Here is a 21,496-nt window from a genome sequence, read left to right on the forward strand (position 1 = left end):
TTATTCCTGTCGTTTTAAGGTCGGGTTTATAGAAGGGTGTAAAGAGGGGTGCGCGGACAATTTTTCCGGCGCTGGCTTATTCCGGTTAAGGAAGCCAATGTTATTGTTGCCCCACAGATTTTCGTAAGGCATGCCAGCCAGTGTTTCAACTATCCCGCGTGCTTCCGGGGTGATGCTTTCCGGCACGATGCGGTCCGCTTCACGCATTTTCAGCGTTTCCTGGCGCAGGACAGTATGGGTCTGCAGATTAAGTTTAAAGCGCAGTGACACGATAAAGCCGCAGGCCAGAACGGCCACTGTACCGATACTCAGGATCGCCAGGATAGTGTGGCTGACGCCGGGTACCTGGGTTGCCTGGCCAGAGACAAAACCAGAGAGCTGCAGCACGATACCGACCAGCATGACGGCACCCGCCTGCGACGCTTTACGCGTCAGGGTCATAATGCCGGCAAAAATGCCTTCACGGCGCTGACCGGTGATGGCCTCATCGACATCCGCGATATAGGTGTAGGTGTTCCATGGCACATAGTTAATGCCGCCACGTCCCAGACCTGCCAGGGCAGAGATCACTAACAGCAGTGACATGTTGTCGTTCATGCCGGCATACCACAATCCGGCATAGGAGAGTGACGCCAGGCCAAACAGGATGGCCACCAGACGATAGGCAGGTGCAGGCCCCATGCGGATACAGAGCGGGATCATCGCCATCACAGCAATAAACTGCAGTACTGCCATGGTACCCATCAGGCTGGAGGCAACCTGAGCACTCTGCATCAGCACAAACACCACATACCAGGTAAAGACGGCATTAAAAACATCCTGGGCGATATAGCCGCCGAGGTACATGCCAAGGTGCTGGCGGAAGATGCGAATACGCAAAGTTGAGGCCAGCTCAACATAGAGCCGTTTAAGATTCTGCATCAGCGTCAGCTGCTGTTTTTCCTGCTCAGCACGGCGCGACTCGGCAGAGAAATCATCCGGGTGACGTTCCCAGGTAAAGCACCACACCAGCGTCAGCACCAGTGCGCAGATTACCGAGAACACCAGGCTGGCGTAGAAAAAGGAGTCAGGATTATCTTTGCCCAGCATACCCAGTAAAATGCCGGGTAGAAATGCGGCCAGAATGGCTGAGAGCTGCGCCAGACCAATACGCGCGCCGGAGAACCGGGTTTTCTGTTTGAAATCGTCAGTCATTTCCGGGACCAGCGTTTCATAAGGCACCAGGATCATGGTGTAGACGATATCAAACAGCAGGTAGGTGCAGAGATACCACCAGAAGCTCATGTCGCTGACCCACATCAGGCTATAACTGAATACACAGGGTATGCCTAACAGGATAAAAAATTTGCGGCGGCCAAAGCGTTTGCCCAGCCAGGTTGAGCCAAAGTTGTCGGTAATAAAGCCCATGAGCGGGCTGACCACGGCATCCAGCACGCGAGCGGTAGCAAAGATTAAGGTGGCCTGAATCGGGGTTAATCCACAGAAGGTGGTATAAAAATAGAGTAACCAGGCGGCTGTGAGCGCCGTGGTGCCTGCTCCGAGAAAATCTCCGGAACCATAGGCCAGATAGTGGCCAAGACCAATTTTACGTGAGCGCATGGCTAATGCTCCTTGATGTTATATGGCGGTATATCCCTGGTGACGCCGGACTTCTCACCCGGACTGGTTAGCAAAGTAGAGCTGACCGGGCGGCTAAACCTTCGCAATTTGGCTAACGCCTGGGCTGAAGTGGCAGCCATATAAAGAAAAGGGTGGCGAAATTCTAATTTATAAAACAGCGTTTCATTTTACTGGTATGGCAGGCAGCTTGCGAGCATCTGGAATGCTGTTCAGGTGACAGAGGAGAGGAGCTGCTGCAAAGGCAGGCGAACAATGCAAGAAAAGTGGTACTGAGGTTGAAAGAAAACAAATTTCTCCCGCATACTGATTGATTACGACTCAGGCTCAAGGAATTGCACCATGGCTGAAGAAACCATTTTTAGTAAAATTATCCGCCGCGAAATCCCCGCTGATGTGGTTTATCAGGATGAATTGGTTACGGCTTTCCGCGACATTTCGCCTAAAGCACCGACCCATATTTTAATCGTGCCAAATGTGCTGATCCCAACGGTCAACGAGGCGGAAGCGGCCCATGAGCATGCGCTGGGACGTATGTTTACCACCGCAGCGAAAATCGCCCGTCAGGAAGGGATCGATCAGAATGGTTATCGGCTGATTGTGAATTGCAATCAACATGGTGGTCAGGAGGTCTATCACATCCATATGCATCTGCTGGGCGGCGAACCGCTGGGCCCGATGCTCTCAGACTGACCTGATAACGGAAAAAAGCTATGCGATCCTGGCTGACTGGCCTGCCGATCCTGCTCTGCCTGACGGCCTGCAGCAGTGAAAAACCGATGATCAATACCTCACAGTCGCTGGTGATGGAGTCTTCTGTGCTGTCAGCAGGGATCATTACCGATGAACCGACGCTGGATGAGAACGATGGACTGAAACGAGCCACCAGCGTGCTCTATAATCAGCGCGAAACACCGGTCGTTGTGCACTATCGTTATTACTGGTATGACGACAAAGGTCTGGAAATCACCCCGCAGGAACCGGCGCAGACCGTTACCGTTCCGGCGCAGGGCAGTATTGTCGCCACCTCGCAGCTGGGTAACCTGACTGCCAGCAAGGTTCGTCTTTATCTCTATCTTTAAGGATTTTCTACGTGATACGCAGTGTTAATCGTACCGGAGCGCTCCTGATGGCGCTCATTCTGACCGGCTGTGTAGTGAAACAGCAGCAGCCCGCCACGGTTGAACCGACCCAGCCAGCCGAGCCGGTGCAGCCTGTTCCGCAACCTGAGCCGGTGCCACAACCGCAGCCTCAGCCTGTGCCACAGCCACCGAAGTTGGTCACTATCAACTGGGATGCCAGCGTACAGCCGCTGGTGGCGCAGATGTTGCAGGCCGCCAGCGCCGAGCCGGGTAGCGTGTTGCTGGTCGACCGCATCAAAAACAGCACCAATGGCGCGCTGCAAAGCGAGAAAGCAACAGCGGCTATCCAGAATGCGCTGAACAACAATGGCAAATTCACGCTGGTTTCTGCCGATCAGCTGGCGCAGGCCAAGCAAACGCTGGGATTATCGCCGGATGACAGCCTGAACTCGCGCAGCAAAGCGATTGGTCTGGCACGCAACGTTAATGCCCAGTATGTGCTCTACAGTAACGCACGCGGCGATGTTAAAGCGCCAACTCTGCAGATGCAGCTGATGCTGGTTCAGACCGGTGAGATCATCTGGTCCGGCAACGGCATTGCACAGAATTAATCCCGTCTTTCAGCGGATAATTCAGCAGGCGACCGGCGAGCCAGGAAAGGTATCAACTATCCCGCTGGCCGGTCTGACCGGTCACAGTCAGAAGATTGTCAGCTCGCGCGGTACCTTCATCGCGCGGGCGGCGCCACAACCGGCAATTCCATTTGTGGATCGGCAGCGCGAATTCCGGCTGTTACGAAAAATGCAAGCCAGCGGACTGGCACCGCAGCCCGTTGCTGGTCATCGTCAGGGCATTGTGCTGACCTGGTGCGCAGGCGACGCGCTGGATGAACAACGCTTCAGCCAGCAGCGTCCGCAGATTGTGGCACTGCTGCGGCAGCTGCATCAGCAGCCGTTAACCGGCTATCGCCTGCAGTTGTTGCCGCTGTTATGGCGCTACTGGCAGCTCTCGCCACAGCGGCATCACCGCTGGCTGCGGGCGCTCAGACGTCTGACGCAGCAGGGTGAACCTCAGCCATTAAGGCTGGCACCGCTGCACATGGATCTGCATGCCGGAAATATCATACAGGGCCCGGAGGGCCTGCGTCTGATCGACTGGGAATATGCCGCTGATGGCGATGTGGCGCTGGAGCTGGCGGCCGTCTGTGCCAGCGATCCGCAGCATCAGACCGACTGGCTGGCAGATTACGCCGTAGCGATGCAGCTGTCGCTTCCGGTGCTGGTGCAGCAGGTCAGACGCTGGCAGCCGTGGCTGCGTCTGCTGATGGCCAGCTGGTATCAGCTGCGTGCCGGTCAGGGTGACGACGACACATTACACCAGCTGGCCCGACAGAGCTGGGAACAGATTTAATCGCGTTATGCAGGTGCGTAATGCTACAGGATTCAGGTTATGAGATCACATTTACCCGGCCCGCTGATGCTCGACGTTGAGGGCTATGAACTGGATGGCGAAGAGCGCGAGATCCTTAAGCATCCGCTGGTAGGCGGCTTAATTTTATTTGCCCGAAACTATCACGACCCGTCCCAGCTGGCAGAGCTGGTGCGGCAGATCCGCGCGGCCTCTCACACCCGGCTGGTGATTGCGGTGGACCAGGAGGGCGGTCGCGTGCAGCGTTTCCGTGACGGCTTTACCCAACTGCCCGCCATGCAATCTTTTGCGGCGCTTCACGATGCAGAAACCGCCGGTGAAATGGCGCAGCAGGCGGGCTGGCAGATGGCAGCCGAGATGATTGCCATGGATATCGATATCAGCTTCGCGCCGGTGCTCGACATTGGTCATATCAGTGCTGCGATTGGCGATCGCTCTTTCCATGCCGATCCGGCCATCGCGCTTGCTGTTGCCCGCCACTTTATTGCGGGGATGCATGAGGCAGGCATGAAAACGACCGGCAAACATTTCCCGGGACATGGCGCGGTCAGCGCTGATTCGCATAAAGAGACGCCACGCGATCCACGTGATGAAAAGACGCTGCGTGAGCATGACATGGCGATTTTCAGCAAGCTCATTACCGAGCAGGCACTGGATGCGATTATGCCTGCACATGTCATCTACACCGACGTTGATCCCCTGCCCGCCAGTGGTTCGCCCTACTGGCTCAAAACCGTGCTGCGTGAGCAACTGGGCTTCGACGGCGTGATTTTCTCCGACGATCTCTCAATGGAGGGCGCCGCCGTGATGGGCAGCTATCCTGAGCGGGCGCAGCAGTCTCTTTCTGCCGGTTGTGACATGATTCTGGTCTGCAATCAGCGTCAGGGTGCCATTAACGTGCTGGATAACCTGATCCCGGTCGGGTCAGAGCGGGTTACGCAGCTGTATCATCAGGGCAGGTTCACCCGCGATGAGCTGCAGGCAACGCATCGCTGGAAAAACAATGCCCAGCAACTGAGTGCACTTCAGGAACGCTGGCTGGCTCACAAAGCGTCGTGGTAAGCAGTGACTGCCCGGCGCTATCACTAACCTGAGGATTATCATGATCATCTATCTGCACGGTTTTGATTCCAGTAGTCCGGGCAATCACGAAAAGGTGCTGCAACTGCAATTTATCGATCCTGATGTCAGGTTGCTCAGTTACAGCACCCGCCATCCTAAACATGACATGCAGTTTCTGCTGAAAGAGACCGATAAAATGCTGACGCTGTCCGACGACGATCGTCCGCTGATTTGCGGCGTCGGGCTGGGCGGCTTCTGGTCAGAGCGCATCGGTTTTCTGTGTGGTATCCGGCAGGCAATCTTCAATCCCAACCTCTTTCCGCAGGAGAACATGGAAGGGAAGATCGACCGGCCTGAAGAGTATCAGGACATCGCCACCAAATGCGTCAGCGATTTTCGCGAACGCAATCGTGACCGCTGTCTGACCATTCTCTCCCGTCAGGATGAGGCGCTGGACAGCCAGCGCACCGCCGAGCAGCTGCATCCTTTCTATGAAATTGTCTGGGACGAGACAGAAGGGCATAAATTCAAAAACATATCCCCACATCTTCAGCGGATAAAAGCTTTCAAAACATTAGGTTAAGCAGGCCAGGTACCGCAAGGTGCCTGTTTTCATTACGTAATTATCCGAGTTTTATTTCCTCGCTTTGATGTATATCAATATTCTTATGTTCTCCTCTTCCCGCCATGCTATTCTGCGAGCAGATAGCGATTTTAACTTCGCCAACCCTATGTTTCTTAAGGTTTAATTTAACCTTTGGTTAACTTTTGGTTCACAATTTGAGGGGGTCTTTGTTGACTACGTCTGTTAAAAGAATTGTTATTGTCGGAGGGGGAGCGGGCGGCCTGGAAATGGCGACGCAGCTGGGCCATAAACTGGGTCGTAAAAAGAAGGCCGAGATTATCCTGGTGGATCGTAACCACAGCCATCTGTGGAAGCCTCTGCTGCACGAAGTTGCTACCGGTTCGATGGATGAAGGCATTGATGCGCTGAGCTATCTTGCTCATGCCCGCAATCACGGTTTCGAGTTCCAGCTGGGTTCGCTTACCGACATCGATCGCAGCCGCAAAGTGATCCGTCTGGCCGAAGTGCTGAACGCACAGGGTGAAGTGCTGGTGCCACAGCGCGAAGTGTCTTATGACCAGCTGGTGATGGCGCTGGGCAGCACCTCAAATGATTTCGGCACGCCGGGCGTCAAAGATCACTGCATCTTCCTGGACAACCCACATCAGGCACGCCGTTTCCACAATGAAATGCTCAACCTGTTCCTGAAATTCTCTGCCAGCGAAGGCAAGGTCGAGAAAGTTAACATCGCCATCGTAGGCGGCGGCGCAACGGGCGTTGAGCTGTCAGCGGAGCTGCACAATGCGGTCAAACAGCTGCACAGTTACGGTTTTAAAGGGCTGGGACGCGAAGCGCTGAACGTAACGCTGGTCGAAGCGGGCGAACGTATTCTGCCTGCACTGCCACCGCGCATCTCTGCTGCAGCGCATCAGGAGCTGACCAAACTGGGCATGCGCGTTCTGACGCAGACTATGGTTACCAGCGCTGAGCAGAATGGCCTGAATACCAAAGGCGGTGAGTTTATTGAAGCCGATCTGATGGTCTGGGCGGCGGGCATTAAAGCGCCGGACTTCCTGAAAGAGATTGGCGGACTGGAAACCAACCGCATCAATCAGCTGGTGGTGAAAGAGACGCTGCAGACCACGCTGGATGATGACATCTACGCCATTGGCGACTGCGCCTCCTGCGCATTGCCGGGCGGCGGCTTTGTTCCGCCTCGTGCCCAGTCAGCGCACCAGATGGCCTCACGCGCAATGGACAATATCCTTGCTCAGCGCCAGGGCAAACCGCTGAAGGCTTATGTCTACAAAGATCATGGTTCGCTGGTGTCGCTCTCCCGCTTCAGTACGGTCGGCAGCCTGATGGGCAACCTGATGCGCGGTTCGATGATGGTGGAAGGGCGCATTGCGCGCTTTGTCTACATCTCTCTTTATCGTATGCACCAGATCGCACTGCATGGCTACTTTAAAACCGGCCTGATGATGCTGGTCGGCAGCATCAACCGGGTTATCCGCCCGCGGCTTAAGCTGCACTAAGCAACTGCGCTTAATCTGGTAAAGGCTGAGCCTCCTCCATTCTGAGGGGGCTTTTTTATGCCCTGAAAAGAGGCTGAAACCGATGCCGGCAGCAGAAAAAAACCTTCATCTCGCCAGCATTAATACATTGATTAACACGACTTAATGAATTTCCTGTGGCGATCGCCAGCTTACAGGGAAGGGGGGCTGGATTTACGTGCCATCTTAAATAAGAGGTAAGTCCGGGTGGTCAGATTTAATCGTGGACCCTCTTTCCAGCGTGTCCGCCATCCACTTAAGTCGGAATATCCGGGCTGCAGGCTTCACCAGGCTTACTGCGTCGACGATTTAACACGGGCTGATGCGCGGTTGAACAGGCCTCTGTCCCTGCTATAAGCGGATTTCTGGTCAGAGATGGTACGTTTTTAAATGGGGCGCGCAGTTTTCTATTGTAAGTTTTATGTAATTTTTTCTGCATTCTTTCTTGAGATTTAAGATTGCGGCGGCATAATGTGCGCAGAGTAAGCAGCTATATACATTTTGTAACATCTTAACCACATGGACAGGTTATGCGGCCCGATAAAAATGGACTTCTCGCAGCGCTGGCACTTCTGCCCGGTGCGCTGCTGATCAACGCCCTGGCAGTGCACACGGTGCAGGCGGCACCCGGTGATGAGCAATTGCAGCATCAGCAGGCGCAACAGAAAGCGCGTCAGCAGCGGCTGATGCCGCAGGTGCCTGATGTGCGTCTCTCAGAAACGGTTCCGTCACCTTCCCGTCTTAAGTTTCCGCAGGAAACCCCCTGTTTTGTTATTCAGAAGGTCAGCCTGTCCGGGCAGGAAGCGCTGCCGCACTGGGTGCCTCTGCAACGTCTCGCCAGTCAGGCGAATGGCCACTGTCTCGGCGTAAAAGGGATTAGCCAGTTAATGGGCACGCTGCAAAACCGGCTGATTAATCACGGCTGGGTGACAACGCGCGTACTGGCTCCGCAGCAGGATCTGCGTCAGGGCGTGCTGCAGCTGCTGATTGTGCCCGGCCGGATCCGCAATGTGGAACTGTCACCCGCCTCATCACGCTACGTCAGTCTGTGGCCGACATTACCCGCTCATGCCGGCAATCTGCTGGATTTGCGGGATATTGAACAGGGGCTGGAGAACCTGCAGCGTCTGCCGACGGTAGAGGCGCACATGGCGCTGCGCCCTGGTCTCAATCCGGGGGAAAGTGACATTGTGATTGAACGCACGCAGCGTCGTTTCTGGCGACTCGGCGCATGGCTGGATGACTCGGGCACCGAAAGTACCGGGCGTTACCAGAGCGGGATCATGCTGGCGCTGGATAATCCCACCTCCCTCAGCGATCTCTTCTACCTGACCGCCAGCCGCGACCTGGGATTTGCGGGCAGAAAAAGCAGCAAAAGTCTGTCAGGACACTACTCGGTACCTCTGGGCTACTGGCTGTTTGGCGTTACCGCCAGCGACTACGATTATCATCAGACGGTTGCCGGTTACAGCCGCGATTTTCTCTATGCCGGTAAGAGCCGATCGCTGGATGTTCAGGCCAGTCGGGTGATCTACCGCAATGCGACCGCCAGAACCACCGTCAGCGCTGATGTGCTGGTCAAAGCGTCACGCAACTTCATCAACGACACCGAAATTACCAGCCAGCAGCGCCGTACCAGCGCATGGCGACTCGGCCTGTCGCACCGGCACTATATCGGCGCCGCCACGCTGGACGCCGGTGTCAGTTATCAGCGCGGCACGCGCTGGTTCGGCGCGCTGCCGGCCTGGGAGGAGTCATATCAGGATTCCACCTATGCCACCGCGCTATCAAAAATTCTGACCTGGCAGGCGGGACTCACCACGCCGTTCGCGCTGGGTAGTCAGCATTTAAGTTACAACATCCAATATCGTCGCCAGATGAGCAACACCCCGCTGACTCCGCAGGATGAGTTCGCGATTGGCAACCGCTGGACCGTGCGCGGTTTTGATGGTGAACGCACCCTGAGTGCCAGCCGGGGCTGGACCGTTCAGAACACGCTGGCCTGGCAGACACCGCTGCCTGCGCAGGAACTCTACCTGGGTGCCGACTATGGCGAGGTAGGGGGCAACAGTGCCTCACAGGGTGGGCCACTGGGACGTCATCTGGCGGGTGGCGTCATCGGGTTGCGCGGCGGCATCACGCCCGCCGGTGTCAGTTACGACTTGTTTGCCGGAATGCCTCTGTCGAAACCGGACGGCTTCAAAACCGATCCTGTAACGTTTGGTTTTAGCGTGAACTGGAATTACTAAATCCTTTATCAATATTGCTGACAATGGACTGTGCGCATTATGAATAAACTTTGCTATCGCATTATTTTCAACCGGGCTCGCGGCATGTTAATGGTGGTGTCCGACATCACCCGCAGCGGCTATTCGCGCGTTGCCCGCAGCCCGAAACGCACCTCACTGTCAGAGACACGGGTAAGGATCTCACCGCTCAGCTTTGCACTCTGGCTGGCGGCTGGGGTAATCAGCCTGCCAGCGCAGGCTAACATTGTGGCCGACAGCAGCGCGCCGGGCAGCCAGCAGCCTACCGTTATAGCCACTGCCAACGGTCTGCCGCAAATTAACATTCAGACGCCCAACAGCCAGGGCGTTTCCCGCAATCAGTACAGCCAGCTCGACGTCGATGCGCGTGGCGCAATCCTGAACAACAGTCATCAGAACACCGCGACTCAACTGGGCGGCATGGTTGCGGCAAACCCCTGGCTGTCAAAGCAGGAAGCGACGGTCATCCTCAATGAGGTGAACAGCCGTAACCCGAGCCAACTGAACGGCTTTATCGAAGTGGCGGGTAAACGAGCGGCGGTAGTGATTGCTAACCCTTCAGGCATCACCTGTAACGGCTGCGGATTTATCAATGCCAGCCGCAATACGCTCACCACCGGGCAGGCGCTGATCGAAAATGGTCAGCTTAAAGGCTTCGATGTGAATGGCGGCCGCATCAATATCGAAGGTAAAGGCCTGAATGACAGCGATGCGGACTACACCCAGATCATTGCGCAGTCGGTAGCGGTGAACGCCAGAGTGCATGCCCGTGAACTTAATGTGGTCACGGGCAGGAACCAGGTCGCGACTGAAGGTAACGTCACGACGGTTAAAGCGGATGATGGGGCGACACGGCCTGAGTTTGCGCTCGATGTGGCGGCAATTGGCGGCATGTATGCCAATAAAATTACCCTGACCGGGACTGAAAAGGGCGTTGGCGTGCGGAATGCCGGTGAACTGGGGGCCAGCGCCGGTGAGCTGCATCTGACGGTAGATGGCCGACTGGAGAACAGCGGCACGCTGCAAAGTCAGGCCGCACTGCAGATAGCCAGCAATGGCGACCAGGATAACCGCGGGAATATCGTCTCACAGCAGGATGTTACGCTGACGTCCGGCGGTACGCTGCGAAACAGCGGTCTGGTGAGCGCGGGCAGAAACGCCACGCTCTCTGCCGGCACCCTGCAGAGTAGCGCTGAAAGCACGCTGGCGGCAGGCGTTGACGGCAACGGTACACTGAGTCAGCCCGGCAATCTGCTGCTGACCAGTCAGGGCGAGCTGAAAGCTCAGGGTAAAAATCTGGCGAATGACCAGATTCAGGCGCGGGGCAGCCGGGTCGATCTGGCCGGCAGTCATACCTCAGCCGATGCGATTGCGCTGACCTCCACCCAGGCGGATATCCGTACCCAGGGGGCAACGGTAGCGGGCCGCACGCTCGCGATCCAGGCCGCAACAGCGCTTAACAATGATGATGGCAAACTGTCTGCTGGCAGCCTGGCCATCACAGCCCAAAACGTCAGTAACAATCGCGGTCTGCTGCGCCAGCAGAACCGTGAAGCGCTGACTCTCTCCACCGGTTCATTACTCAACAATCAGGGTACGCTGAGCAATGAAGGCGATACCCGGCTGCAGGCACAGCACATTGAAAATCGCGGTGGACTCATCGCAGGCAACGGTGATTCGCTGCAGTTTGATACGCCATGGCTGGATAATCAGGGCGGCACGGTGCAGCTGGCGGGCAACGGCGCGCTGACCCTTAAGGCGACCCGGCTGGAAGGCAATCAGGGCAATCTGCTGTCAGCGGGTGCGTTAACGCTCAGCGGTGACAGGATCGATCTCTCAGAGGGACATACCCAGGCAGAGGCGCTGACGCTGACGGCGGGCACGCTGGATCACCATCAGGGTCTGCTGTCGCAGAGTGGCACAGGCGAGATGGCGATTGCGGTTTCAGGTGATGCAGACAACCGTGGTGGACGGATAGAGAGCGGCGGTAATCTGCGCGTCACATCAGCCAGCCTGGATAACAGTGGCGGGACGCTACTGGCGGCGGGCAGCGGCGATCTGCAACTGCAGGTTCAGGAAACCCTGACGAACGTACAGGGCGCGCTGCAGGCCAGTCGCAATCTGCAACTCACCAGCGCAAGCCTGAATAATCAGCAGGGCCTGATTGCTTCAACTGGCGGTGACGCTACGCTGAAGACCCGCGAGGCTATTGATAACACCCAGGGTCGCATCGAAGCGGGCCAGCAGGTCACTTTGCGCAGTCAGGCGCTGGATAATCAGCGTGGAACCCTGCTTGGCCACGGCGTGACCATCGACACGCAGCAGGGTGAACTGAACAATACTGGCGGTAACCTGGTCGCCCGTACCGATCTCAGCATTTCCAGCGGGACAACGGACAATCACAGCGGTCTGATCCAGTCAGGCGGCGATCTGACACTTGATACCCACGGACAGGCGCTGATTAACCGTGACAGCGGTAAAGCAGGGATAATCAGCGGTGGCGCACTTGCCCTTAACAGTGGCGACCTGGATAACCAGAACGGCGTCATCGCCGCTGCCTCGGCGGCCAACATCAGCAGCGGCCTGCTGACCAACATTGACGGCACACTGATGTCTGATGGGGCGCTGACGCTGAAGACCGGCGCGCTCGACAATCAGCGAGGCTTATTACAAGCGGGTCAGGCGCTCTCACTGGATACTCACGGCGCGCAGCTGAATAACAGCGCCAGCGGCGATCGCGGGGGCATTGTGGCGCGCGGCAATCTGCAACTCTCAACCGGAAAGTTAGCCGGTGATCACGGCGTCATTCAGGGACAAAACCTGGTGATCGATACGCAGGGTCAGTCCGCTGATTTCAGGTCTGCTTTGCTCAGCGCCAGAGGCGAACTATTGCTGAGCAGTGGCGCGCTGGATAACAGCGGCGGGCGACTGCAGTCCGGCGGTGATATGCAGCTTAATACACACGGAGAGGCGCTGAATAATGCGGCATCAGGCGGCGTTATTGCGGGGGCTAATCTGCATATCAGCAGTGGTGATCTTGATAACAGCACGGGCTCGCTGGTCTCGGCGGGCACTATGCGGCTCACCAGCGGTGGACTGAACAACGTCGATGGGATTATTAATGCCGATCATGGATTAATGCTGGAAAGCAGCAGCGTGGATAACCAGCGCGGCCTGCTTCAGTCGGGTGAGGCGCTGTCCGTCAACACCCAGGGCGGCGAACTGAATAACCGCGACAGCGGCGAACGCGGTGGCATTGTTGCAGGCGGCGATCTGCTGATCTCCAGCGGCCAGATTGATGGCCGTAGCGGGGTGATGCTGGGACAGAATATTCGTATCGACACTCATCAGCAGACCTTCGACCACCAACAGGGTCAACTGGGTGCTAAAGGCACCCTGCAACTGGACAGCGGGCTGCTCAACAACCGTGCAGGCAGGATTGAGTCGGGCGGCGATCTCCATCTGGATACCCATGGCAACGATCTCATTAACCGTGACAGTGGAGCGGCAGGCGGTCTGTTCAGTGCGGGCATCCTGAAGCTCTACAGCGGCACGCTGGATAACCTGCGCGGCTTTATCACCGGCAGCAAAGGGGCACAGATTGCGGCAGGCGACATTCACAACCAGTCCGGCACGCTGACGGGCGGTAAAGGACGGCTTGATCTCACCAGTGGCGAGCTGCAGAACCAGCGCGGTCTGTTACAGGCCGGCAGCGACATGACGCTGGACACCCAGGGCCAAACCCTGATCAATCGCGACAGTGGCAGCCAGCGTGGCATCGTTGCTCTGAACAGTCTGGATCTGCGCAGTGGTGCGATTGATAACCAGACGGGTTTCATTGCCGCCGGACAGCAGGCATCACTCAGCGCCAGTGAACTGAACAACAGCCAGGGACAGGTCGCAGGCAATGGCGGGCTGTTGTTCAGCGGTCAGGCACTGAAAAACAGTGACGGTAAACTGCAGTCGGCGGGGGATATCACCCTTAACACGTCCGGCCAGACGCTGGCTAACCAGCGCGGACTGATTGCCAGTGGCGGTAACCTTCACATCGACAGTGGCGCGCTGGATAACCAGCAGGGGCAGATACAGGGCGGCACCGATCTGACGCTCAATGCGGGACAAAATGCGCTGTTTAATCAGACAGGCAAACTCCTCTCGGCAGGCACCCTATCACTGACGGCAGGTCAGCTCACCAACAGTGACGGGCTGGTGCAAAGCGTCGGTGACGGCTTACTGTTGCTGAGCCAGCAACTGGATAACCGCAGCGGGATGATTCAGGGCGGCCAGCAGATGACGATTACCACGCCATCGCTGATCAACCGCGATACCCGACAGAGCGGCAAAGGGATCGAAGCGGGCAGCTTAACCCTCGAAGCCGATACCCTGGATAACTGCCAGGGTGCGTTACGTGCAAATCAGCGGCTGGCATTGATCGTGCAGCAGGCGCTGGACAACGTCAGCGGGCTGATTTCTTCCGCCGATATCCTGACCATCCAGCAGAGTGCGCCAGCCCGGTCTGCGGCTTCTGAAATCCAGCAGCGTCGGATGCTGGCCATCAATAATGCGCCGGGTCAGACGCTGACTATCAACAACCAGCAGGGCACCCTGATCGCCGATCACGAAGCGCAGATCAACGCCGCTGCACTGAGCGGCGACGGGCAGGTGTTATCGCAGGGTGATCTTGGCATCACCCTGGCGGGTGATTTCCACAATACCTCGGCGGTCAAAGCCAACGGCACACTGCGCCTGACGACAGGGGGTGACGTCATCAACGACGGCACCCTCGCGGCCCAGCAATCGCTGTTCCTGACCGCACAGAACATCAACAATCAGGCAGGTGGTGAGATCAGCGGCGGACAGACCGACATCACGGCAGCGGATACCCTGAATAATCGCGGTCTGATTGACGGCGGACTGACACACCTGGTTGCGGGCGTCCTGAATAACAGCGGCACCGGCCGCATCTTTGGTGATCACATTGCCATTGCGGCTTCGCTGCTCAATAACCTCAGCGAAGAGGGCAAAGCGGCGGTGATTGCTGCCCGACAGCGGCTGGATATCGGGGCGGGCACCCTGAATAATCGTGACCATGCGCTGATTTACAGTGATGGCGATCTGCATATTGGCGGCCAGCTGGATGCGAATTATCAGGCCACCGGACAGGGGCAGCAGCTCAACAATGACGGGGCAACCATTGAGGCCGGGCAGGATGCCACGATCAGCATGGCGGAAATCAACAATACCAACCGTCATCTGACCACGCAGGTCGTTACGACTGAAGATAGCCAGCATCATGATGCGGTGCTCAAAGGCCATACTGACCGCTTCGACTGGGCCAAAGTGGACACCAGCAAAAAAAATAAATATGGCGTGCACACGGCAAAAATGCCGGATGGCACCAGCGGCAGCGAGTTTTATGAGTATGACTACCGAAGGGTAGTGAAAGAAACCCAGATCCAGGAGAGCGATCCGGGCAAAATCCTGTCAGGCGGCAACATGACCTTTAGCGCCGGCCGTCTCAACAACCACGACAGCCAGATCGTCGCCGGGGCCGTGCTGGGCGGACAGATAGGCGAGCTGAATAATCAGGCGACGAAAGGAACGCGCGTCACCACGGACGACGGGAAATCGGTGCGCTGGTACGCGAAGAAGAAGAAAAAGAAATTTGGCGGGACCGAAACCTCGCAGGGCAAGGATCGGAAAACCTATCGCCCGGCCCCCGTAACGGAAACCATCGATCTGCAGACGCTGAGCTGGCAGGCGAATGCCGCGCCGCAGGGCAATGGCTATCAGACCGGCAACCGGCAGCAGCAGGGTGTCACTGCGCAGGCCGACAGTATTGGCTCGCCTTCTCTTCAGCAGGCGGTTACCGCCGTGGCGCTGAGTGCCACGGATAGCGGCAGTACCTTACTGCCCGCCGGATTGCGCTATGACAGCGCACTGACGCTGGACAAACTCGGCAGCCTCAAAGACCGGCCGCTGCTGTTACCTGCCGGGCAGCAGTTCTCGCTGACGCTGCCCGCCACGGTGGTCGACGGACAGACGATTACGCCGGTGATCCGCGCCGTCTCACCGGACATCCGTCTGCCGGATAACAGCCTCTACCATTTGCAACCCGGCAGTGACAGCCACTACCTGGTTGAGACCGATCCGCGCTTTGTGAATCAGAAACAGTGGCTCAGCAGCGACTATATGCAGAATGCCCTGACCACCGACAGCAGCCGGATTCTGAAGCGGCTGGGTGATGGTTATTACGAGCAGCGGCTGGTGCGTGATCAGATTATTCAGCTGACCGGGAACCGCTATATCAGCGGGTATGGCAGCGATGAAGATCAGTATCGCGGGCTGATGAATAATGGGGTAGCCTTTGGCAAAGCCTACAACCTGGAACTCGGCGTGGCGCTGACCCCGGCACAGATGGCACTGCTCACCAGCGACATCGTCTGGCTGGTGAACCAGACCGTAACGCTGGCGGATGGCACACAGCAGACCGTGCTGGTGCCGCAGGTTTATGCGAAGGTAAAACAGGGTGACTTAACCGGCGACGGCGCGTTGATCGGGGGCGGTAGCGTGGCGCTGAACGCCCGTAACGACATCACCAACAGCGGGACCATTCAGGGACGCGATGTGACGCAGCTGACGGCGCAGTCGCTGACCAACAGCGGTTACATCAGCGGCAACACCGTTAATCTTACCGCCCGTCAGGATATCACTAACCTCGGCGGCGTCATCAGCGGTGATAAGCAGGTGTCGCTGCTGGCCGGACGGGATATTACCAGCCAGTCCACGCTGCGCGGCGACGGCACCGACCGCTGGATCGACCGTCCGGCCGGTATCTACGTGCAGGGCAGTGACGGTGCGCTGACGCTGAGCGCGCTGAACAATATCACTCTGGCCGCCAGCGATATCGGCAACGCCGGAGAGAAGAGTACCACGACGATTCAGGCGGGCAATGACCTGACGCTCGGCACCCTCAGCACGCAGCACAGTGAAGACGACAGCTGGAACAGCAGCAACTACCGTCGCCTGTCACAGCAGAACGATGCCGGGACACGCATCACCGCCGGCGGCGCGCTGCAGCTGAGTGCCGGACAGGATATCCGCGCTACGGCAGCGGACGTCACGGCGGGCGGGGCACTGACCGCCAGTGCCGGACGCGACATCGTGCTCAGCGCGGGCAACAGCCGTACCGATCTCACCGAACACAGCAGGCAGTCCAGCAAAGGGCTGCTGTCGGGCAGCAGCCTGGAGACCCACGACGAGCTGCACAGCAGCGAGGCGCTCAGTACCACGCTGAGCGGCGACAGCGTCCGGCTTCAGGCGGGCCGCGACATTGCCGTGACCGGCAGCAACGTCGCCGGTACGCAGGATGTGGCGCTGACCGCGAGCCGCGATCTCAGCATCACGACCGCCACAGAAACGCGTGATGAAGTGCATCAGCGTGAGGAGAAAAAATCGGGCCTGATGGGCACTGGCGGCATCGGTTTCACCGTGGGGCAGGCGATGCAGAAGAGCAGCACCGACGCCAGCGGTGCACTTAACCGGGGCAGTACGGTGGGCAGCAGCGATGGCAGCGTGACCCTCAGCGCCGGTAATCAGCTTACCGTGCACGGCAGCGACGTCATCGCCGGTAACGATCTCTCTCTGAGCGGCAGCGACGTGACCGTCAGCGCAGCCGAAAACAGCCATACCGTGCTGACGAAGACCGAGCAGAAACAGAGCGGCCTGACGCTGGCGCTGTCCGGGACGGTGGGCGCGGCGCTGAACACGACGGTTCAGACCGCCCGCACCGCTGATCAGAGCGATGATGGCCGGCTGAAGGCGCTGCAGGGCACCAAAGCGGCGCTGACGGCGGCCCAGGCCGCGCAGGCTTACCAGATGGACGGCGCGCAGACCGACGCGGCGAACGCCAGAAACACCGCCGCAGGCCTGAAGCCGGGCGACAAAGGTTATGAAGAAGGCTCCACCAACTCGATCGGCATCAGTCTTTCTTACGGCAGCCAGTCGTCGAAAAGCGAGACCCGCTCTGAAAGCCGCGAGGCGCAGGGCAGTACGCTGGGCGCGGGCAGTAATCTGAACATCACCGCCACCGGTGCGCAGCCGGGCAGCGCGGGCGATATCCTCGTGCAGGGCAGTCAGCTGCAGGCGGGGGGCGACCTCGGGCTGACGGCGAAAAATGACATCAGCCTGCTCTCTGCGCAGAACAGCGAGCGCACCGACAGCACCAGCAGCAGCAGGGGCGGCAGCGCCGGCATCGGGCTGACTGCCGGATCGGGCGGCTACGGCATCAGCGTGTCGGCCAGCGTCAACGCGGGTAAAGGCCGCGCAAACGGCAACGGGCTGACCCACACCGGGACCACGCTCACGGCGGGCAACGGGCTGAGCCTGAACGCCGGGCGCGACACCACGCTGTCGGGCGCACAGGTGCGCGGCGATAGCGTGAAGGTCGACACCGGCCGCAACCTGACGCTGACCTCAGAGCAGGACAGCGACCGCTACGACAGTAAGCAGCAGAACGCCAGCGCGGGCGGCAGCTTCACCTTCGGCTCGATGACCGGGTCGGCGAGCGTGAACCTCAGCCAGGACAAAATGCACAGCAACTGGCAGAGCGTGGCCGAACAGACGGGCATCTTTGCCGGTAAGGGCGGCTTTGACGTGACGGCCGGTGAGCACACCCAGCTCAACGGTGCGGTCATCAGCTCAGCGGCCAGCGCGGATAAAAACCGGCTCGACACCGGCACGCTGGGCTTCAGCAATATTGAGAACCACGCGGACTATAAAACCGAGCACCAGAGCGTGGGGATGAGTACCGGCGGCAGCATCGGCAGCCAGTTCGAAGGCAACATGGCGAACGGTCTGCTGGCGGGGCTGAACGGCAGCGGCAGCGCCTCGTCGGTGACAAAGGCGGCGGTGAGCGACGGCACCCTCATTATCCGCGATAAGGCGAAGCAGACGCAGGACGTGGCGGACCTGAGCCGCGACGCGGCGGGTGCGAATCCGGGGCTGGATAAAATCTTCGATAAGGATAAAGAGCAGCGGCGGATGGAGACGGCGCAGCTGCTGGCGGAAATCGGCAGCCAGGCGGGCGACATTGCGCGGACGCAGGGCGAGATTGCGGCGACGAAAGCGGCCACGGAGAAGATGAAGAACATCTCGCCGGACCAGAAGAAGGATGCCGAAGCGCAGTGGCGCAAAGCGAATCCGGGTCAGGAGCCGACCGCGGCCGACATCACCGGACAGGTCTATCAGACGCTGTACAACCGGGCGATGCTGGACAGCGGAATGGGAACCGGCGGGGCAGTGCAGCAGGGTATCAGCGCGGCGACGGCGGCGATACAGGGGCTGGCGGGAGGCAACGTGGCGCAGGCCGTGAGCGGCGCGGCCGCGCCGTACCTGGCGGAGCAGATTCATAAACTGACGGAAGGCAACCCGCAAGCCAACCTGATGGCGCATGCTGTAGTTGGCGCAGTAGTGGCGCAGGCATCTGGTAACTCAGCGCTGGGCGGAGCGGCAGGTGCCGCGACCGCCTCCGCCGTAACTTCCGTGATAGCGAAAACGCTGTACGGTACGGATGACTATAGCAAACTGGATGAGGCGCAAAAGCAGACCATATCAACTCTGAGTACGCTGGCAAGTGGGCTGGCGGGCGGCCTTGCCGGAGACAGTGGAGCTTCAGCTGTTGCAGGGGCTCAGGCAGGAAAAAATACTTCTGAGAACAACGACATGTTCAATCTGCCGTCAGGGTTGAACAGTTATGGTAGTGCAGCCTCAACGCTTGGGACGTCAATGGAAGGTGCAGGAGCGACACCGGAAGAGATCAACGCGGCAATGAGTAAAAATGTTAAAGGTGATATGCCTGAAGGGGCAAATATAACCAAAGTTATCGTAAACGGTTATAAAGATGGTGTATTGATTGCGGGTGCGTGGTATTTAGGCCCGGCGGCGTCGATAGGTAAGGTCGTGGGTGGTGCAGTAATCGCAGAAATAGCGAACGGAACATATCAGTGGTTTGATATAAACAGTATTAAGAACCAGAGTTTGCCTGAAAATCAGCAAAAAACCTGGGATTATTGGGGCAGCGCTTCCGCGGCAGTGACGGGGGGATTGGCTCCGGGGCGCGGGGTAGGCGGTAATCTGGGAATATCATTGGGAGGAACTATATTTACTGATGGTCCTGATAAAGGCGCGTTAACTGGCACAAGTGCTGGATGGGCATTTGGTACAGCTGTTGGTGTAATTGCCCCCCCTGTGTTTAGTCCTGTATTAGGCCCAGGTTCAGTTCCAGTTGGTGATATTATCGGGGCTGCAGGAGGAGAATTTATTAGCAATGCTGTTAAGGATCGAGTTAATGAGAAGAAAAAATAAGCCGACAGTAGGCTTACTAATTTTAAGCATTTCATACATGGTTTTTTGCTGTTTGATCTTTTTCTCTCTGGCTCTGGTAATGGTAGAACTCATAATGACCGATAAGGTAAGTTTTGAGCGATCAGATATTGAGCATGTTGTGGTCGTAAGTGTTATTGCAGGAACAGCAGCGGCTCTTAGATCATGGATCTTCGCTAAAATAGATGAGCGAAAAGCCAGAAAATCCCACCTATCAGATTCAGAATAAACAAAAAAACTGGTCGAATTTAGCCGGGATTTTTTTACAGCAGTTAAGGAAGGACTTGATTCGTCCTGCCGGGCAAATCCCAGTTGCGTGCTGATGGCAATAGTTTCGGCGCAGAGCCAGCAGCATACGAACGGAGCAGGCAGCAAAACTGAAACCGTGCCGGTTAATGATGACCTGATGGGTGGTAAGCTGGTCAACCCGGCGCAGGATGAAAATAAAGGAACTTCACTGGTCACGCCGGATCGGTCTGGTGAGCAGGGACCAGGCAATACCGGGAATACGGATGGTCTGCCGGATACGGGAGGCAATACCACGGTAACGCCGATTCCCACACAAAATAAGGATGATCTGGCTTATCTGGCTGAAGGGGACAAGCCTGCAAATCTTTCTCCTGAAGGGGCTGGTCGCTCAGGTGCTTTCAATGAGGCGAAGAGACAGTCTGGTATACCTGTATCAAAACACCCGGATAGAGTAACTCCTAATTATGATCGCCGTGGTAAGTTACAGCCCGGTAAAAATTATGAGTTTGATACACGGGATGAAAATGGAAACATCAAAACTATAATTATTAGAGATGATGCTAAAGGCCATTTTTTTGGTGATAATGATCCCCAAAATAGAGGTCCGCATTTTAATGACGATTTAGGTAACCATTATGACTATTGAATATAAGATAAGAAAGACAGATAGCATCAAGAAAGATAATGATGTTATCTGCTTTGATTACATCAATGAATTAACTGGTGATTATAAAGCTGTCAGCTTTGAAATAAATAGCAGCAATAGAAATGATGGCTATTACCAGATTTTAAGTGACATGTTGAAGTGGTTCGATTACCCATCTGAAAAAAAATCACTCTATTTCTATGGTGAATTAGCGCCTTGGTTAGATGATACAAAAATAAACCGACATAAAGGGTTTTGGGGTTTAAAGCCATATAGCTGTAAGAATTATTTTTTCCTCAAAGAAAGAAGAAATGTATTTTTAGTTAGAGATAAGAAAATAAAGCTATGTGGGTTTGTTAAGTTGGAATTTGAAAATTTATCTGACATGATCATGACGACATCATACAAGGAAAAAGGTTTTTATTTTCTTGTTTCTGATTCATGTTTTGATGAGGGTTGTTTTATTTCGGTTATACAGAAAAACTCATTTGGTAAAGTTATGGATTATATTCTTTCTCAAGGTTCAGTAGTATTTATTCTCTTAGGTGATGAGGATTTTAAGTCTTCCGAAATTGTTATGATTGGTGACGTAAATAAAATTATTCCATAAAGGCCGTGGTGGTAATTTTTGATTTTTAACATGA

General features: G+C 56.7%; 13 protein-coding genes. 12 read left to right on the forward strand and 1 reads right to left on the reverse strand.

Annotated elements, in window-relative coordinates; translation table 11 throughout:
* Nucleotides 1-1,599: an MFS transporter gene (locus AC6I8C_RS07280; protein ID WP_497822031.1), complete on the reverse strand. Its 1,599-nt coding sequence runs from the start codon at nucleotides 1,597-1,599 to the stop codon at nucleotides 1-3.
* Between the two features lie 360 nt (nucleotides 1,600-1,959).
* Here AC6I8C_RS07280 and hinT point away from each other — a divergent pair, with 360 nt between their 5' ends.
* The 12 genes from hinT (at nucleotide 1,960) to AC6I8C_RS07340 (ending at nucleotide 21,462) form a co-directional block, all read left to right on the forward strand.
* Complete coding sequence (gene hinT, locus AC6I8C_RS07285; protein WP_013357465.1) at nucleotides 1,960-2,310, forward strand: purine nucleoside phosphoramidase; 351 nt, start codon at nucleotides 1,960-1,962, stop codon at nucleotides 2,308-2,310.
* A gap of 20 nt (nucleotides 2,311-2,330) precedes the next feature.
* Nucleotides 2,331-2,699, forward strand: a complete 369-nt coding sequence (locus AC6I8C_RS07290) for a YcfL family putative periplasmic lipoprotein (RefSeq protein WP_033732268.1) — start codon at nucleotides 2,331-2,333, stop codon at nucleotides 2,697-2,699.
* A gap of 11 nt (nucleotides 2,700-2,710) precedes the next feature.
* Nucleotides 2,711-3,310: a penicillin-binding protein activator LpoB gene (lpoB, locus tag AC6I8C_RS07295; protein ID WP_135909237.1), complete on the forward strand. Its 600-nt coding sequence runs from the start codon at nucleotides 2,711-2,713 to the stop codon at nucleotides 3,308-3,310.
* A 16-nt stretch (nucleotides 3,311-3,326) separates the two neighbouring features.
* A complete protein-coding gene (gene thiK / locus AC6I8C_RS07300) occupies nucleotides 3,327-4,109 on the forward strand; it encodes a thiamine kinase (protein ID WP_497823316.1) in 783 nt (260 codons plus the stop codon).
* 39 nt (nucleotides 4,110-4,148) lie between these two features.
* Nucleotides 4,149-5,189 (forward strand): beta-N-acetylhexosaminidase, encoded by a 1,041-nt coding sequence (nagZ, locus tag AC6I8C_RS07305; RefSeq protein WP_497822032.1) that lies wholly within the window; start codon nucleotides 4,149-4,151, stop codon nucleotides 5,187-5,189.
* A 40-nt stretch (nucleotides 5,190-5,229) separates the two neighbouring features.
* Entirely contained in the window at nucleotides 5,230-5,772 is a 543-nt protein-coding gene (gene ycfP, locus AC6I8C_RS07310; RefSeq protein ID WP_497822033.1) for an alpha/beta hydrolase YcfP, read from the forward strand.
* 212 nt (nucleotides 5,773-5,984) lie between these two features.
* The gene (locus AC6I8C_RS07315; RefSeq protein WP_497822034.1) at nucleotides 5,985-7,289 is read left to right on the forward strand and encodes an NAD(P)/FAD-dependent oxidoreductase; all 1,305 of its coding nucleotides are present in this window, start codon (nucleotides 5,985-5,987) and stop codon (nucleotides 7,287-7,289) included.
* A gap of 548 nt (nucleotides 7,290-7,837) precedes the next feature.
* Nucleotides 7,838-9,556 carry a ShlB/FhaC/HecB family hemolysin secretion/activation protein gene (locus tag AC6I8C_RS07320; protein ID WP_497822035.1) on the forward strand — a complete coding sequence of 573 codons (1,719 nt, stop codon included), beginning with the start codon at nucleotides 7,838-7,840 and terminating at the stop codon, nucleotides 9,554-9,556.
* A 39-nt stretch (nucleotides 9,557-9,595) separates the two neighbouring features.
* Nucleotides 9,596-19,939 (forward strand): hemagglutinin repeat-containing protein, encoded by a 10,344-nt coding sequence (locus tag AC6I8C_RS07325; protein ID WP_497822036.1) that lies wholly within the window; start codon nucleotides 9,596-9,598, stop codon nucleotides 19,937-19,939.
* Nucleotides 19,923-20,186, forward strand: a complete 264-nt coding sequence (locus AC6I8C_RS07330) for a hypothetical protein (protein WP_497822037.1) — start codon at nucleotides 19,923-19,925, stop codon at nucleotides 20,184-20,186. The genes AC6I8C_RS07325 and AC6I8C_RS07330 overlap by 17 nt, the downstream gene beginning before the upstream one ends.
* Before the next feature lie 93 nt (nucleotides 20,187-20,279).
* A complete protein-coding gene (locus tag AC6I8C_RS07335; RefSeq protein WP_497822038.1) occupies nucleotides 20,280-20,852 on the forward strand; it encodes an HNH/endonuclease VII fold putative polymorphic toxin in 573 nt (190 codons plus the stop codon).
* Nucleotides 20,842-21,462: a hypothetical protein gene (locus AC6I8C_RS07340; protein ID WP_497822039.1), complete on the forward strand. Its 621-nt coding sequence runs from the start codon at nucleotides 20,842-20,844 to the stop codon at nucleotides 21,460-21,462. The genes AC6I8C_RS07335 and AC6I8C_RS07340 overlap by 11 nt, the downstream gene beginning before the upstream one ends.
* Nucleotides 21,463-21,496 lie beyond the last annotated feature (34 nt).

The sequence above is a fragment of the Pantoea sp. X-Soil-YNGN-844 genome, assembly GCF_059730595.1.